17 protein-coding genes are annotated in these 15,797 nt (G+C 57.2%); 10 read left to right on the plus strand and 7 right to left on the minus strand.

The window, feature by feature from the left end; translation table 11 throughout:
- Nucleotides 1–61: 61 nt before the first annotated feature.
- Nucleotides 62–1,372, plus strand: coding sequence for an ATP-dependent protease ATPase subunit HslU (hslU, locus tag ACS3QZ_RS14605; protein WP_456038502.1), 1,311 nt, complete (start codon nt 62–64; stop codon nt 1,370–1,372).
- 126 nt (nt 1,373–1,498) lie between these two features.
- Nucleotides 1,499–2,722, plus strand: coding sequence for an MFS transporter (locus ACS3QZ_RS14610; RefSeq protein ID WP_456038504.1), 1,224 nt, complete (start codon nt 1,499–1,501; stop codon nt 2,720–2,722).
- On the opposite strand, the gene ACS3QZ_RS14615 is transcribed toward ACS3QZ_RS14610, so the two are convergent.
- Genes ACS3QZ_RS14615 through ACS3QZ_RS14625 form a run of 3 tightly spaced genes read right to left on the minus strand, consistent with a single transcriptional unit; the run spans nt 2,719 to nt 4,987 of the window.
- A complete protein-coding gene (locus ACS3QZ_RS14615) occupies nt 2,719–3,297 on the minus strand; it encodes a Smr/MutS family protein (protein ID WP_456038505.1) in 579 nt (192 codons plus the stop codon). The two genes, ACS3QZ_RS14610 and ACS3QZ_RS14615, sit on opposite strands and share 4 nt — an antisense overlap.
- On the minus strand, nt 3,294–4,331 hold the full coding sequence (gene mltA, locus ACS3QZ_RS14620) for a murein transglycosylase A (protein ID WP_456038506.1): 1,038 nt from the start codon (nt 4,329–4,331) through the stop codon (nt 3,294–3,296). The genes ACS3QZ_RS14615 and mltA overlap by 4 nt, the downstream gene beginning before the upstream one ends.
- The gene (locus ACS3QZ_RS14625; RefSeq protein ID WP_456038507.1) at nt 4,328–4,987 is read right to left on the minus strand and encodes a Tim44/TimA family putative adaptor protein; all 660 of its coding nucleotides are present in this window, start codon (nt 4,985–4,987) and stop codon (nt 4,328–4,330) included. Before ACS3QZ_RS14625 ends, mltA begins: the two co-directional genes overlap by 4 nt.
- Before the next feature lie 104 nt (nt 4,988–5,091).
- On the opposite strand from ACS3QZ_RS14625, the gene ACS3QZ_RS14630 reads away from it, so the two are divergent.
- Nucleotides 5,092–5,577, plus strand: coding sequence for an FxsA family protein (locus ACS3QZ_RS14630; protein WP_456038508.1), 486 nt, complete (start codon nt 5,092–5,094; stop codon nt 5,575–5,577).
- A gap of 56 nt (nt 5,578–5,633) precedes the next feature.
- Entirely contained in the window at nt 5,634–6,134 is a 501-nt protein-coding gene (secB, locus tag ACS3QZ_RS14635) for a protein-export chaperone SecB (protein ID WP_456038509.1), read from the plus strand.
- A 37-nt stretch (nt 6,135–6,171) separates the two neighbouring features.
- Here the strand turns inward: secB and dnaQ are convergent, their stop codons facing one another.
- Genes dnaQ through ACS3QZ_RS14655 form a run of 4 tightly spaced genes read right to left on the minus strand, consistent with a single transcriptional unit; the run spans nt 6,172 to nt 8,918 of the window.
- On the minus strand, nt 6,172–6,906 hold the full coding sequence (dnaQ, locus tag ACS3QZ_RS14640) for a DNA polymerase III subunit epsilon (protein WP_456038510.1): 735 nt from the start codon (nt 6,904–6,906) through the stop codon (nt 6,172–6,174).
- Nucleotides 6,899–7,492 carry a dephospho-CoA kinase gene (gene coaE / locus ACS3QZ_RS14645; RefSeq protein ID WP_456038511.1) on the minus strand — a complete coding sequence of 198 codons (594 nt, stop codon included), beginning with the start codon at nt 7,490–7,492 and terminating at the stop codon, nt 6,899–6,901. Before coaE ends, dnaQ begins: the two co-directional genes overlap by 8 nt.
- Nucleotides 7,489–8,322: a shikimate dehydrogenase gene (locus ACS3QZ_RS14650; RefSeq protein ID WP_456038512.1), complete on the minus strand. Its 834-nt coding sequence runs from the start codon at nt 8,320–8,322 to the stop codon at nt 7,489–7,491. The genes coaE and ACS3QZ_RS14650 overlap by 4 nt, the downstream gene beginning before the upstream one ends.
- On the minus strand, nt 8,319–8,918 hold the full coding sequence (locus ACS3QZ_RS14655) for a Maf family protein (RefSeq protein WP_456038513.1): 600 nt from the start codon (nt 8,916–8,918) through the stop codon (nt 8,319–8,321). The genes ACS3QZ_RS14650 and ACS3QZ_RS14655 overlap by 4 nt, the downstream gene beginning before the upstream one ends.
- Before the next feature lie 422 nt (nt 8,919–9,340).
- On the opposite strand from ACS3QZ_RS14655, the gene ACS3QZ_RS14660 reads away from it, so the two are divergent.
- The 6 genes from ACS3QZ_RS14660 (at nt 9,341) to ACS3QZ_RS14685 (ending at nt 15,794) form a co-directional block, all read left to right on the plus strand.
- Entirely contained in the window at nt 9,341–9,790 is a 450-nt protein-coding gene (locus tag ACS3QZ_RS14660; RefSeq protein WP_456038514.1) for a CopD family protein, read from the plus strand.
- Between the two features lie 121 nt (nt 9,791–9,911).
- On the plus strand, nt 9,912–11,183 hold the full coding sequence (gene rho, locus ACS3QZ_RS14665) for a transcription termination factor Rho (RefSeq protein ID WP_093092268.1): 1,272 nt from the start codon (nt 9,912–9,914) through the stop codon (nt 11,181–11,183).
- A 12-nt stretch (nt 11,184–11,195) separates the two neighbouring features.
- Nucleotides 11,196–12,494, plus strand: coding sequence for a tRNA uridine-5-carboxymethylaminomethyl(34) synthesis GTPase MnmE (mnmE, locus tag ACS3QZ_RS14670; protein ID WP_456038515.1), 1,299 nt, complete (start codon nt 11,196–11,198; stop codon nt 12,492–12,494).
- A gap of 3 nt (nt 12,495–12,497) precedes the next feature.
- Entirely contained in the window at nt 12,498–14,369 is a 1,872-nt protein-coding gene (gene mnmG, locus ACS3QZ_RS14675) for a tRNA uridine-5-carboxymethylaminomethyl(34) synthesis enzyme MnmG (protein WP_456038516.1), read from the plus strand.
- Nucleotides 14,366–14,992: a 16S rRNA (guanine(527)-N(7))-methyltransferase RsmG gene (rsmG, locus tag ACS3QZ_RS14680; RefSeq protein WP_456038517.1), complete on the plus strand. Its 627-nt coding sequence runs from the start codon at nt 14,366–14,368 to the stop codon at nt 14,990–14,992. Before mnmG ends, rsmG begins: the two co-directional genes overlap by 4 nt.
- A complete protein-coding gene (locus tag ACS3QZ_RS14685) occupies nt 14,985–15,794 on the plus strand; it encodes a ParA family protein (protein ID WP_456038518.1) in 810 nt (269 codons plus the stop codon). Before rsmG ends, ACS3QZ_RS14685 begins: the two co-directional genes overlap by 8 nt.
- Nucleotides 15,795–15,797 lie beyond the last annotated feature (3 nt).

The raw sequence follows: 15,797 nt of genomic DNA on the forward strand, positions 1-15,797 counted from the left end.
GGGTATTGCAAACCCCTTACCAAAATTCTTGCAAGAATTTTGGCCCGCACAAGGATAGGACATGACCGACCTGACCCCCCGCGAAATCGTTTCCGAGCTCGATCGCTATATCATCGGCCAAAAGGATGCCAAGCGCGCCGTGGCCGTAGCCCTGCGAAACCGCTGGCGGCGCAAGCAGCTTTCGGATGACCTGCGTGACGAGGTGTATCCCAAGAACATCCTGATGATCGGCCCCACCGGCGTCGGCAAGACCGAGATCAGCCGCCGCCTTGCCAAGCTGGCCAAGGCGCCGTTCATCAAGGTCGAGGCCACCAAGTTTACCGAGGTCGGATATGTGGGCCGCGACGTGGAACAGATCATTCGCGATCTGGTGGATGCGGCCATCCTGCAAACACGCGACACCATGCGTGAAGACGTGAAGGCCAACGCGCATCAAGCCGCCGAAGACCGCGTAATCGAGGCCATCGCTGGTGAAGACGCCCGCGAGGCTACCCGCGAAATGTTCCGCAAAAAGCTGAAGTCCGGTGAGCTGGACAACACAGTGATCGAACTGGACGTGGCCGACACGGGCAACCCGATGGGCGGCATGTTCGACATTCCCGGCCAGCCGGGCGGCCAGATGGGCATGATGAACCTTGGCGACCTGTTCGGCAAAGCCTTTGGCGGGCGCACCGTCAAACGCAAGATGACCGTGGCCGAAAGCTATGAAATCCTCATCTCGGAAGAAGCTGACAAGCTGTTGGACGACGAAACCGTCACCCGTGCGGCGCTTGAGGCAGTGGAACAGAACGGCATCGTGTTCCTTGATGAAATTGACAAGGTTTGCGCCCGTCAGGAGGCGCGCGGCGGCGATGTCAGCCGTGAAGGCGTCCAGCGTGACCTGCTGCCGCTGATCGAAGGCACCACGGTCAGCACCAAACATGGCCCGGTCAAAACCGACCATATCCTGTTTATTGCTTCTGGCGCGTTCCATATCGCAAAGCCCTCGGATCTCCTCCCGGAACTTCAGGGCCGTCTGCCGATCCGCGTCGAACTGCGCGCGCTGACCGAAGAGGATTTCGTGCGCATCCTGACCGAGACCGACAACGCGTTGACCCTGCAATATACCGCCCTCATGGGCACTGAAGAGGTGATCGTTTCCTTCACCGAAGACGGGATCGCCGCGCTGGCCAAGATCGCGGCCGAAGTGAACCAGTCGATTGAAAACATCGGCGCAAGGCGGCTGTACACGGTCATGGAGCGCGTGTTCGAGGAGTTAAGTTTCTCCGCACCCGACCGTTCTGGCGAAACCATCACCGTGGACGCGGATTTCGTGGATACGAACCTTGGCGAGCTGGCAAAATCCATGGATGTAAGCCGCTACGTGCTCTGATCCATCACCTCGGCAAGGCGTTTTTCCGTCTGGCCGGGTCGGTATCTTCAAGGCATAGTGCCCGGATTGTCACTCAATCCGGGCATTTTCCGTGAAACACGGTTTACCTCTCAACGGCAGCTTCCCATGACTGCAACGCTCGCCTTTCTGCGCGAGAATTTCCGCTGGCTTTTGCCCGGCGTTCTTCTGACGTTTCTGTCCTGCTTCGGTCAAACCTTTTTCATTTCGCTATTTGCGGGCCAAATCCGGGCCGACTTTGATCTCAGCCACGGCGAATGGGGCGGCATCTATTCACTGGGAACCACCGTTTCGGCCATCGTCATGGTCTGGGCAGGTGTTCTGACCGACCATTTCCGCGTGCGCGCACTTGGCGCGGTCATCCTTGCGTTGCTTGCCGCCGCGTGCATCTGGATGTCCCAGATCAATTCGGCTTGGGCCTTGCCCTTCCTGATCTTTGCCCTTCGTTTTACCGGGCAGGGCATGCTCAGCCATATCGCCGTGGTCGCCATGGCGCGCTGGTTCGTGGCCACGCGGGGCAGGGCACTTGCCATCGCGACGCTTGGGTTTTCAATTGGCGAGGCTTTTCTTCCGCTGATGGTGGTTTCGGTCATGACAGCCGACAATTGGCAAAGCCTCTGGTGGATTGCCGCCTCATTTTCGCTCGCAGGCATTCCCATTCTCTGGATGCTTCTGGCACAGGAACGTACGCCGCAGATGATGTCTCAGGGCAGACATACCGCAGGCATGTCTGGCAAACACTGGACCCGCCGCGACAGCCTGCGACATCGCCTGTTCTGGTTCATGGTTCCCGCCGTTCTTGGCCCCTCCGCCTTCAACACCGCCTTTTTCTTTCAACAGGTTCATTACGCCGAGATCAAAGGGTGGGACCACCTCGATCTGGTCGCCTTGTTCCCGTTCTTTACCCTCACCAGCATTGCTTCGATGCTCGGATCAGGTTGGGCATTGGACAAATGGGGCACGGCAAGGCTTTTGCCGTGGTCACAGACGCCGATGATCGCCGCGTTCCTCATATTTTCGCAAACCAATTCGATCCTGGGGGCGCTCTGCGGGTTGTTCTTCCTTGCCCTGACAACAGGCGCCAACACCACGTTGATGGCGGCTTTCTGGGCCGAGTTTTACGGTACGCGCCATATCGGGGCGATTAAATCGGCGGCAGCGGCAGTCATGGTGCTGGGTTCGGCGCTCGGGCCGGCCATTACGGGCGGATTGATCGACCTTGGAGTGGATTTAACCACGCAATATGTTGGCGTTGCAGGGTATTTTGTGCTGACAACCGCGCTGATGTATGTCGGCATCTCTGCCCAGCGCGCGCAATTGCCCGCGCGCTAATGCCGCCGCAGGTAAACGTAATACGCTCCGGTTCCACCGTGCTTGAGATGCGCCTCGGCCACCTGCAACACCACCGACCGCAGCGGCGCCATAGCCAGCCATTGTGGAACCTGGTGCTTCAGAACACCGCGCCGGGTCGGGATTGGCCCGTCATCGGGTTTCGATTTTCCCTTGCCGGTAATTACCAGAACCAACCGCTTGCCTTCGCCATGGGCGCGCAACAGGAACCCGGTCAGGGCAGGGTGCGCCTGTTCCATCGTCATGCCATGCAGGTCGATCTTGCCTTCCGGTACCAGCTTGCCCCGCTTCAGACGGCCAAAAGCTTTCTTATCCATCTGCACCGGCTGACGCGCCATGCGCTCCGATATTCCCGGCATCAGGTCATGGGCCGGCATCCTGGTTTCCGCCTTTGCCCCGATCTGTATTTCGGGAAGATGCGGGCGGGGTGCCTTGATTGGCTTGGGTTTCGGTTTCGGCAGTTGCTGAACACCGCGCTCGGGATGCAGCCTTTGCGCCGTGTCCGTCACCTTGCGCCACAACGCAATCTCGTCATCCGTCAACTTCCGCCTGCTCAAAGCACCGACTCCGGCAACATGGCATAGGCCCGCTGGATCGGCAAAAGCACGATCATGCGCCCTTCATCCTTGAGCTTCCCCGCGGCACGCCCCGCTTTTTCGCCAGTGCCAAAGAAAATATCGGCCCTCTGCGCGCCCTTGATCGCCGACCCGGTATCCTGCGCAATCATCAAACGACGTAGCGGGTTTTCTCCGCCTTTTTCAACCCAGACCGGCGCGCCAAGTGGTGTGAACTTCGGGTCCACTGCAACCGACCGCATTTCCGTGATCGAACGGTTCATGGCGCCTAACGGCCCCTCTTCCGGAGACACCCGGTTCACGACGCGAAAAAACACGTAACTGTCGTTGTGACGGAGCAGTTCCGGCCCATCCACCGGGTTGCGTCGCACCCAGTTCTTGATCACCTGCGCACTGACCTGATGCGCGCTGTACACCCCGCGCCGCACCAATTCCACACCGATCGACCGGTAGGGGTGCCCATTCGCCCCGCCATATCCAACGCGAATATGCGAGCCGTCCGGCAGCCGAATGCGTCCAGACCCCTGAATCTGCAAAAAGAACAACTCAACCGGATCATCAACCCAGGCAATCTCAAGCCCGCGTCCCCGCATCACATCCGTCGTCTCGATCTCACGCCGGGTCAACCATGTCGTCGCCTTGCGCGCCTCGGGGGGCATCCGGTAAAGCGGAAATCGGAAACGCCCGTCCGGCACGCGGGACCCATCCAGTTCTGGTTCAAAATACCCGGTGAACAACCCCGGCGCGCCATCTTCAATCAGAACGGGTCTAAACAGCAGCTCAAAAAAGTTCCGCGCATCCTTGATCCCCGTGGCCGCGGCGCAGATCGTTTGCCAATCCGGGGCGTCGAAATCCATGCAGGTATTCAGAAATACCTGCCGCGCGACTTCGTGATCGTCCTGCGCCCAGCCTTCAAGCTCATCAAAAGAGATTATTTTCATGGTCGTTTCGGACATCGCACCGCCTGCGGCCATCACCGCGAAAGCCGTCAGCGCCGCCCGAAACGCACGGATCATTCGCCCGTGGCAACAAGCTGCCAGTTGGGGTCGTCCGACCCCATCACGCGCGCGAACGTCCAGACGTCTTTCTGGCGCTTGATCTGGCTTTCGCTGCCCTCCACGATATCCCCGGCACGATCGCGCACCACATGGGTCAGTTCACCGACATACCGCACCGAAACTTCGGCTTCCTTGGTCGAGGGATCAAAGTTTGCTTCATGCAGCGCCATTTCCCGCAGACCGATGAATTCGCTTTCGATGCTCAGGCCCTGCTTTTCACGCGCCTCGACCACCTCGGCGAAGGTTTCGTAAACATCCTGCGACAGGAAAGGCTTGATCGATGCGAGGTCACCCTTTTCGAAACCCATCAGGATCATCTCATAGGCGCCGCGCGCACCCTGTAGAAAGTCGCTTACCCCAAAGGACGGCTCGACCGACTTCATCGCAGCCAGTGCCTTGGCCGTATCGCTGCCTTCCGCCGCGTGATCCAGAATATCACGATCCGGCCCACCCTCGATCACCTCAAGGTCGGGACCACGCCGCTGAGCCGGACGGGAATCGACCTCGCGCGGCGGTTCAAATCCGTCGCGCGTGCCCAGAACATTTTTCAGCCGCAGGATCAGGAACACGGCGATACCGGCTAAAACCAGCAGCTGAAGAAGGGGTGAATTCATCTCGACCTCGGGTTGGGCATGGAAACAATGTCTTACGGCACTTATGTAAGTCACCGGCAGGGTCAAGTCCACCTTGTCACAAAGTCGTACGGAGTATTTGAAAGATGTGGCTTCTTCTGGCGTTTGTCGCCGTTCCGCTGATCGAAATCGCACTGTTTATACAGGTGGGCGGCGCCATTGGCCTTTGGCCAACGCTTTTCGTCGTCCTTCTGACCGCAATTATCGGCACCTGGCTTGTGCGTACGCAGGGTGCCATGGCGATCGGCAATCTTCAGAGGTCCTTTTCCGAGCTGGATGATCCGACCGAACCCCTGGCCCACGGCGCGATGATCCTCATTGCCGGCGCGCTGCTGTTGACTCCGGGGTTCTTTACCGACGCGGTCGGGTTTGCGCTGCTCATGCCACCGGTTCGTGTTGCGGTTTTCTCTTATCTGCGTAAACGTATGCGTGTTCAGAGTTTTTCCATGGGCACGATGCATACAAGCCAACGCGAACATCCAACTCGGGCGGACATTATCGAAGGAGAGTTTTCCGAAGTGGATCCGCCCAAGAACCCAACGCATCGTCCCTCTGGCTGGACTAAGCATTGAGACCCCGCTGCTGACCTGATAAAGCAGCACAAACCGTTATTTTTGGGAGATTCCATATGTCGGAAAACGACAACGGCGCGGCCCAGGCCGCCGAGCTGCCGCCACAAATCAAGATGAACGTGCTTGCACAATTCATCCGTGACATGTCCTTTGAAAACATCCTCGCGCAGAAAGGTGCATCGGGCACCGCACAGCCAGATGTTCAGGTTCAGGTCAATCTCGACGCAAAGCAGCGCCCGGCGGATCACCAGTACGAAGTCACCATCAAACTGAACGTCACCTCCAAGAACAAGGAAGACGGCTCCGAGATGTTCATCTTCGAAGTCGAATATGCTGGCATCTTCCATATCGAGGGTGTTCCGGACGACCAGATGCATCCGTTCCTGCTGATCGAATGCCCGCGTCTGCTCTTCCCCTTCCTGCGCCGCATCGTAAGCGATGTGACCCGCGATGGTGGCTTCCCGCCGCTGAACCTCGACAATATCGATTTCATGGCACTGTACCGTGCCGAAGTGGCGCGTCGCACAGCCGAGCAACAGCCTCAGGCAACCAACTAATCCGGGTTTGGCGTCGCGCCTTCTTGAAACGCGGCGCCTATCCTTCCAGCTTTGCCCAAAGGGCGTTTTCCCCCATTTTCTCGACAAACGCGCGATGCGCCGTGTCTTCCTGCGCCGTCAGACGCGGGGGCAGGGGGGTTGGTCGTTTGCCGGGGCGCCAATCCTCTTCAACAGCTTTACCGCCACCTCGACCAGATCCGCTCGCCAGCACGAGATCGGGCTGACGCCCGCCGATGAGCTCCAGATAAACCTCGGCAAGGATTTCAGTGTCGAGCAGGGCGCCGTGCAGGGTCCTGTTCGAGTTGTCGATTCCAAACCGCCTGCACAACGCATCCAACGATGCGGGTGACCCGGGGAATTTCTGCCGAGCAATCGCCAGTGTGTCGATCGCCTGTTCCCACGGCAGCTGCCGCAGGTTTAGCCACCGTAGCTCGGCATTCAGGAATTTCATGTCGAACGCTGCATTGTGAATAACGAGCTTGGCGTCACCCACAAAATCGAGAAACTTTTGCCCAATCTCCTTGAACAGAGGTTTGTCCTTGAGCGTGATTTCGCCTTTTTCCGGCGGGCGCGGTACTTCGAGAATATCGCAGCCGATCCCATGCACGCCAAACGCTTCTTCCGGCATGGAGCGTTCCGGGTTCATGTATTCGTGAAACGTCTCGCCCGTTGGCAGGTGGTTATAAAGCTCCACCGCCCCGATCTCGACAATCCGGTCTCCAGTTTCCGGGTCGAATCCCGTGGTTTCCGTATCCAGAACGATTTCACGCATCGCCAACCCATCCCCTGATCGTCTCAACCACCCGGATCACCCCGGAGCGGGCGTGTTCCATCGTATCCGTTTCAATCACAAAATCAGACCGCAGGCATTTTTCCTCGTTCGGCATCTGATTTTCCAGGATTTGCTCGAACTGTTCTTCGCTCATCGTACCGCGCTCCAGAACTCGTTTTCGCTGAAGTTTCGGTGAAACAGTGACACATGCGACCGCGTCCATCTGATCTTGCCCGTTACCCTCGAAGAGTAGTGGTATGTCGAAAACGATGATGTCCGCCGTCGCAGATTTGGCAAAATCCGCACGATCTTTGGCAACAAGCGGATGCACGATCTGCTCAATGGCCCGCAACACGCTTTGGTCTTTGCCAATCAGCTCTTTCAGCTTTTCGCGCGACACCATCCCGTTCACCACGGCCTCGGGAAATTTTTCCCGGATGGGCTCAACCGCGGCACCGCCCTCCGCATACATCCGATGCACGGCCGCATCCGCATCCCAGACGGCGCACCCTTCTGCGGCAAACATCTTGGCAGTGGTTGATTTGCCCATGCCAATCGACCCGGTCAGACCCAAACGAAACGTCATGCCAGCACCGCCTGACGTGTTTCATCATCCACAACCGGGCGCCGGCCAAACCAGCGTTCAAAGCCGGGCACAGCCTGATGCAACAGCATTCCCAGACCATCCACCGTCACACAGCCCTTGGCCGCTGCAATTTCGAGCAATTGCGTCCGAAGCGGGTTATACACAAGGTCCGTCACAACAGTTTCCTTGCGCAACCCATCCAGCGGCACCCGCAGTTCGGCCTTTCCGGCCATACCAAGCGACGTGGTATTCACGACCGTCGCCGCTTTTTCCAAGAGGTTCCCGGCCTGCACCCATTCCACGACCGAAATCCGTGCGCCAAAATCCTCGCGTAGTTTCTCGGCGCGTACCCGCGTCCGGTTGGTCAGCAGGATCTCGGGCACCCCGGCATCCAAAAGCGAAGCCACGATTGCCCGCGCTGCCCCGCCGGCGCCAAGCACCACGGCCGGGCCGGCAGAAGCGTCCCAATCCGGCGCTCCCTGACGCAGGTTTTCGATGAAGCCGTAACCGTCAGTATTGTCGCCCAGGATCGTGCCATCGTTACGAAAGATCAGCGTATTTACTGCCCCAATCAGCGTCGCGCGATCCGTGATCTGATCTACATGTTCCATGACCCGCTCTTTATGCGGGATCGTCACATTGCAACCGACAAACCCCATGCGCGGCATCGCACTGAGCACATCCCCAAGATCCGCAGCATCCACTTCCAGCGGCACGTAATGCCCTGTCAGCCCATACCTCTTCAACCAATGCCCGTGCAGCCTTGGCGACTTGGAATGCGCAATCGGATTCCCGATCACCCCGGCAAGCGGTATCGACGGCAGCGTCATTTTGGCAGCTCTCCCTGCAAGGTCAGGTAGGACAGTATTTCAACAAGGGGCATCCCGAGAACCGTAAAATAGTCTCCATCGACTTTTTCGAACAACCGCACCCCTTCCGCTTCAAGCATATACCCGCCGACGCAATGCTGAACCTCATTCCAATTGCGATCCAGGTACTGGTCAAGATAGGCGTCGCTAAACTGACGCATGAACAACCGCACCACGCCGACAAACCGCCAGAGCGGTTCTCCGTCGCGATAAATCACCGCTGCGGACAACAGCATGTGCCGCTGTCCCCGAAGCCGCTGCAACTGTGCCCGCGCGTCTTCGGGATCGCGCGGTTTGGACAAGACCTCGCCCTGAAAATCCAGCACCTGATCACAACCCAGAACCAACGCACCGGGCCGTTTCCCACTCACTTTACGCGCCTTGGATTCCGCCAGCGCATCGGCGATTTCACGCGGCGCTGCCCCCTCCGCCTCAAGCGCGCGGCGGATCATGTCTTCATCGACGCGCGCCGTGACAACATCAAAGTCAACGTTGGCGTTGCGCAGCAGCTGCGCCCGTATCGACGAGCCCGAGGCAAGAACAAGTTTTGAAGCCATGTGGATAATCCCGTGGACAAGCGTAGGAGTTTCTTAAGCATTCTTTCTGGAAAGTTAAGGCAAGTTTCGCAACTTGGGGAAAGTCCTTCGATCTCACGCCGCGCCAGGCTTTTTCTGCACAGTGGACGGGGATAACTTTGTGCTGTGGATTGTCTGACAAGATACCGTTTTACCTACAGCTTTATCCACAGAAGAATCGGTGAAGATATTCGTTTTTAGTGTTTTATTTCATAATGTTATTAGATCACCATGTGATCCATACCGTGCTCGATCAATTTCTGTCCAGACGTGGATAGCTCGTGGGACAAACCATTAATCCACGGCCTTGGCGCTCCCAACATAATCATCATCCTTTTCTATATATCTTTATTTATTTAGAGAGAGAGCAGGGTCGCGCAACGAGACAATGAGAGCAAAGATACATGGGTTACTTTCTGGTCGATATTTATCCATATGTGCTGAGCTTTCATATAATGGCCGTGATCTCGTGGATGGCTGGCCTGTTCTATCTGCCGCGCCTGTTTGTCTACCACGCTGAACGCGCACAGGCAGGCGACCAGCTTGATGAAACACTGAAGATTATGGAGTTCAAACTTCAACGGTACATCATGTCCCCTGCAAGTATCGCCACATGGCTTGCGGGGCTCACTCTGGTCTTCACCCCCGGCGTCGTCGATTGGACCGCTGTGTGGCCCTACACTAAGGGTACAAGCATCATCGCCATGACCGCCTTTGACCATTGGCTGATGATCAAGCGGAAAAAGTTCGAGCGGGGCGAGAACACCCTGACAGGGCGACAGTACCGCATGATGAACGAGGTGCCGACGATCCTGATGATTGTCATTGTTCTTTCCGTCGTGGTGAAATTCTAGGGTCAATTGACTCCAGCGCGTGCAAGGCTTAGATAGCGGGTCAACTGGCCCGTCCGGGCTATGTGTCTTCCATATACAGACCACATGACCTGCCGTATTCCGGCAGCCACAGGATATTTCCATGACACAAGAAAAACTCGCTCTGGCCGATCTCAAGGCTAAAAGCCCCAAAGACCTTCTGGCGATGGCCGAAGAGCTCGAGATCGAAAACGCCTCGACCATGCGCAAAGGCGAGATGATGTTCCAGATCCTGCGCGAACGCGCGGATGAAGGCTGGGAAATCTCGGGTGAGGGCGTGCTTGAGGTGCTTCAGGACGGCTTTGGCTTCCTGCGCTCGCCCGAGGCCAACTATCTGCCCGGTCCTGACGATATCTATGTTTCGCCTGAAATGATCCGCAAACACTCACTGCGCACAGGAGACACGATCGACGGGGTGATCAAGGCGCCTGAGGATACCGAGCGGTATTTCGCGCTGATGAACGTCACGCAGATCAACTTTGAAGCGCCCGAGAAAGCGCGCCACAAGATCGCGTTCGACAACCTTACCCCGCTTTACCCCGATGAACGCCTCAAGATGGAGATCGAAGATCCCACCATCAAGGACCGCTCCGCTCGCATCATCGACCTGGTCGCGCCCATCGGAAAAGGCCAGCGTTCGCTGATCGTGGCTCCGCCGCGGACGGGTAAAACCGTTCTGTTGCAGAACATCGCGCACAGCATCGAGGCCAACCATCCGGAATGTTATCTGATCGTCCTTCTCATTGACGAACGCCCCGAAGAAGTCACCGACATGCAGCGTTCTGTGAAGGGTGAGGTTGTGTCTTCGACATTTGACGAGCCCGCCACTCGCCACGTTGCAGTCGCCGAAATGGTGATCGAAAAGGCCAAGCGCTTGGTCGAACATAAACGAGATGTTGTGATCCTTCTCGACTCAATCACCAGACTTGGTAGGGCCTTCAATACTGTAGTGCCATCCTCGGGCAAGGTTCTGACCGGTGGTGTGGACGCAAACGCATTGCAGCGCCCCAAGCGTTTCTTTGGTGCGGCCCGTAATATCGAAGAGGGTGGGTCGCTGACCATCATCTCGACCGCACTGATTGATACTGGCTCACGCATGGACGAGGTTATCTTTGAAGAATTCAAGGGTACCGGTAACTCGGAAATCGTTCTGGATCGCAAGATCGCGGACAAACGTGTCTTCCCAGCGATCGACATTCTGAAGTCCGGAACGCGGAAAGAAGACTTGTTGATTGACAAGGTGGATCTCGCGAAAACCTTCGTTCTGCGCCGTATCCTCAACCCGATGGGCACGACCGATGCTGTTGAGTTCCTGCTTTCGAAACTCAAGCAGACCAAGACCAATTCCGAGTTCTTTGACTCGATGAACACCTAAGGGTTCACCGCGATGGCCTATGTGCCAGACACAATTTTCGCTTTGGCAACGGCCCCCGGTAAAGCGGGGGTCGCTGTCGTTCGTGTGTCCGGTTCTCATGTCAAAGAGGCCGCTGCGGCATTGTTTGGCGAACTTCCGACGCCCCGCATGGCGTCTTTGCGTCTGCTGAAGGATCACGAAGGGCGGCGTCTGGATCAAGCGCTCGTGCTCTACTTCCCTGAAAAGAACAGCTTTACAGGCGAAGAAGTGCTCGAACTGCACCTGCACGGATCGATTGCTGTGGTCAACGCGGTGCTGCGCGAACTCTCCGATCTGGACGGACTACGGCTCGCAGAAGCAGGGGAATTCACCCGCCGCGCGCTTGAAAATGGCTGTCTCGACTTGGCCCAGGTCGAAGGGCTTGCCGACCTGATCGATTCCGAGACCGAGGCGCAGCGGCGTCAGGCCTTGCGTGTCCTTTCCGGCGATCTTGGCACTCTGGCTGGGGGCTGGCGCGAAAACCTGATCCGCGCGGCTGCTCTTCTCGAGGCCACGATTGATTTCGCCGATGAAGAAGTTCCCGTCGACGTCTCGCCCGAAGTGCAAGGTTTGCTCCAATCGGTTCGTGCCGAATTGGCGACCGAAATTGCTGGCGTAAATGCGGCAGAGCGCATTCGAACAGGTTTTGAGGTTGCCATTCTTGGCGCCCCAAACGTCGGCAAATCCACGCTTCTCAATGCTTTGGCAGGGCGCGAGGCGGCGATTACCTCGGAATATGCTGGCACAACCCGCGATGTGATCGAAGTGCGTATGGATCTGAATGGTCTGCCCGTGACGCTTCTCGACACCGCTGGTTTGCGCGACACCGACGACCACGTCGAAGGGATCGGCATCGAACGGGCGCGCCAACGTGCCGAGTCCGCCGATCTGCGTGTCTTCCTAGTCGAACAGGGGCAACATCCTGACTTTGAACCGCTTCCCGGTGATGTAATCCGTGCCGCCAAGGCGGATACGCTTGATGGCGGTGCGCATGCGATTTCAGGGAAAACGGGGCAGGGAATTTTAGAGTTGGTCGACGAGATCACTGAAAAGCTCTCGGATCAGGCTGGGCGCTCCGGGATTGCCACCCGCGAACGCCACCGCGTAGCGATGAGCCGGGCCTATGACAACCTCGCTGCTGCCGACGCGGTGCTTGCATTGGGGCCGGATCACTACGAGATTGCCGCCGAAGAACTGCGTAGCGCGATTCGGGCTTTGGATTCGATTGTCGGTCGCGTAGATGTCGAGAACCTGCTGGGCGAAATCTTTTCGAGCTTCTGCATCGGTAAGTAAGGAGTGTTTCACGTGAAACATTTTGACGTCATTGTTGTTGGCGGCGGACACGCCGGTGCGGATGCGGCGCACGCTGCGGCGCGCACGGGTGCGCGTACCGCCCTTATTACATTGAAAAAATCCGGAATCGGTGTGATGTCCTGCAACCCGGCCATTGGTGGTTTGGGTAAGGGCCACCTTGTCCGGGAGATCGATGCGCTCGATGGGGTGATGGGCCGTGTGGCCGACAGGGCGGGCATTCAATTTCGTCTTTTGAACCGCCGCAAGGGTCCCGCTGTGCAGGGCCCCCGAGCTCAGGCGGACCGCAAAATCTACCGGAACACAATGCTCGCTGAGATATTGTCGACGGAAAACCTTACAGTGATCGAGGGCGAGGCCACGGATTTTCGCATGGAAGGCGGTGCGGTGCGCGGCGTTCTTCTTGCTGACGGATCAGAGATTTCGGCGCAGGCTGTCGTCCTGACGACGGGTACATTCCTGCGCGGCGTCATTCATATTGGTGATGTGTCTCGCCCTGGCGGTCGCATGGGGGACGATCCTTCTGTCAAACTCGCTCAGCGTATCGACAGCTTTGAACTGCCGCTTGGCCGGCTGAAGACGGGCACGCCACCGCGCCTTAACGGTAAGACCATTAAATGGGATCTGTTGGAATCCCAGCCTGGCGACGAAGATCCCACGATGTTTTCGTTCCTCAATGACAAGCCATTCGTTCGGCAAATCTCCTGCGGTATCACCCATACCAACGAAAAAACGCATGACGTCATCCGCGAAAATCTCTCCCGATCGGCGATGTATGGCGGCCATATCGAGGGCGTCGGGCCCCGTTACTGTCCCTCGATCGAAGACAAGATCGTTCGATTTGCTGACAAAACATCCCACCAGGTGTTTCTTGAACCCGAGGGGCTGGATGATGATACGGTTTATCCGAATGGGATCAGCACATCTCTGCCGGAAGATGTTCAGGAAGATTATGTCCGGTCGATCTATGGCCTTGAAGAGTGTGAGATTCTCCAACCCGGATATGCGATCGAATATGACTACGTAGATCCCCGCGCGCTTGATGCTTCTCTCGCGGTTAAGTCGGTTCCCGGACTATATCTTGCGGGTCAGATCAACGGAACTACAGGATATGAGGAGGCAGCAGCGCAAGGGCTTGTCGCTGGACTGAATGCGGCCCTGTCGGCAAAAGGGCAGGAGGCGCATCATTTTAGCCGTTCGGACAGCTATATCGGGGTCATGGTTGATGATCTGATCACTCGCGGCGTCACCGAACCCTATCGCATGTTCACGTCGCGCGCCGAGTTCCGTCTGTCTCTACGTGCCGACAACGCGGATCAGCGCCTGACGCCAATCGGAATGGAGCTCGGGCTAGTCGGCAGTGCGCGCACAGAAGTCTTCGAAAAAAAACGAGAGCGGCTGGAAAGTGGAAAGTCTCTTCTGGAAGACGCCGAATACACGCCAAAACAACTCAACACCGCCGGCATCGCCATCAATCAAGATGGCAACCGGCGCACTGCCTTTCAGGTTTTGGCATTCCCGGATGTTAGGTTTGATGATCTCCTGCCTCTCGATGCGCGGTTTGAAGGCGTGGATGATGAAACCCGGCGCCAGCTTGAACGGGATGCGCTTTATGCGAACTACATCGAACGGCAGAAACGGGACGTCGAGGCGATGCAGCGCGATGAAAACCAGAAGATTCCCCACGACTTTGATTATGCCCAGGTTGAGGGGCTTTCCAATGAGCTCAAACTGAAACTTGGTCAGTCGCGCCCATCCAACCTTGCCCAGGCGGGGCGCATTGATGGCATAACCCCAGCCGCGTTGACATTGCTGCTCGCAAAGATTCGCCAGTCAAAGCGGGAGAAATCCGCGTGACGACAGATGCCGATCGCGTCCTCGCAGAGGTGAATGTTTCACGTGAAACATCGGAGCGCCTCAAGACGCTTGCCGCGCTTTTGGAAAAGTGGAATCCCCGTATCAACCTTGTGTCCAAATCGACGCTGGCTGATCTGTGGACGCGCCATATCCTTGATTCCGCACAGATTTTCAATCTCGCCCTCCAATCCAAGGACCATTGGGTTGATATTGGCAGCGGCGGCGGATTTCCCGGCCTTGTCGTTGCACTCATGTCGGCAGAAGACAACGCCCCCCAGACTGTCACCATGATCGAGAGTGACCTGAGAAAATGTACGTTTCTTCGCACGGTTCTCCGAGAGACCGGGGTTAAGGCCAAGGTAATCACGGAACGAATCGAAAAGGCGGATCCCCAAGGCGCCGACATTCTGTCAGCGCGCGCCCTGGCTGACCTGACCACCCTGTTTTCCTTTGCCGAGCGTCATTTGAGCACAGGCGGCACAGCGTTGTTTCCAAAAGGTGCCAATTGGGAAAAAGAGGTGAAGGTAGCGCGGGAATCGTGGTCTTTCGACCTTGAGGTGGTACAAAGCATTACTGAACCCGAAGCCGTTATTCTGAAGGTTGGAGATCTTGAACGTGTCTGATCCCATTCGCCCCAAGGGGCCGAGAATTATCGCCGTTGCAAACCAGAAGGGCGGGGTGGGGAAAACCACGACGGCAATCAACCTTGCGGCGGCGCTTGCCGAACAGAAATGCAAAGTTTTGGTGGTCGATCTCGATCCGCAGGGCAATGCCTCTACCGGACTTGGCATCGAAACCGAGAACCGCGAATACACAACCTATGACCTTCTCTTGGATGATGTCGCGCTTGAAGACGTGATCCAGCCAACAGAAACGCCGGGCATGTCCATTATTCCTGCGACGGTGGACCTGAGCTCGGCAGATATTGAGCTGATTTCAAACGAAAAACGCAGCTATCTCTTGCATGATGCCCTGCGACAGCCGGCGATGGATCCCTTCGGCTGGGATTACATCCTGATTGACTGTCCGCCATCGCTCAACCTGTTGACGGTCAACGCAATGATTGCGGCGCATTCGGTGCTGATCCCGCTGCAAAGCGAGTTTTTTGCGCTTGAGGGTCTGTCTCAACTGATGCTGACCGTACGAGAAGTGCGCCAAACGGCGAACTCGGCTTTGCGGATCGAAGGCGTTGTCCTGACGATGTTTGATGCGCGCAATAACCTTTCGCAGCAGGTCGAGCAGGATGCCCGCGATAATTTGGGAGATCTGGTGTTCGACACCAAGATTCCGCGCAATGTGCGCGTTTCCGAGGCTCCCTCTTTCGCGCAGCCGGTTTTGGATTATGATCCAACCTCCAAAGGGGCCGAAGCCTATCGCAACCTGGCCAAGGAACTGATGGCCAAGCATCTGAAAATCGCCGCGTAAGAA

The organism is Shimia sp. W99, assembly GCF_053851455.3.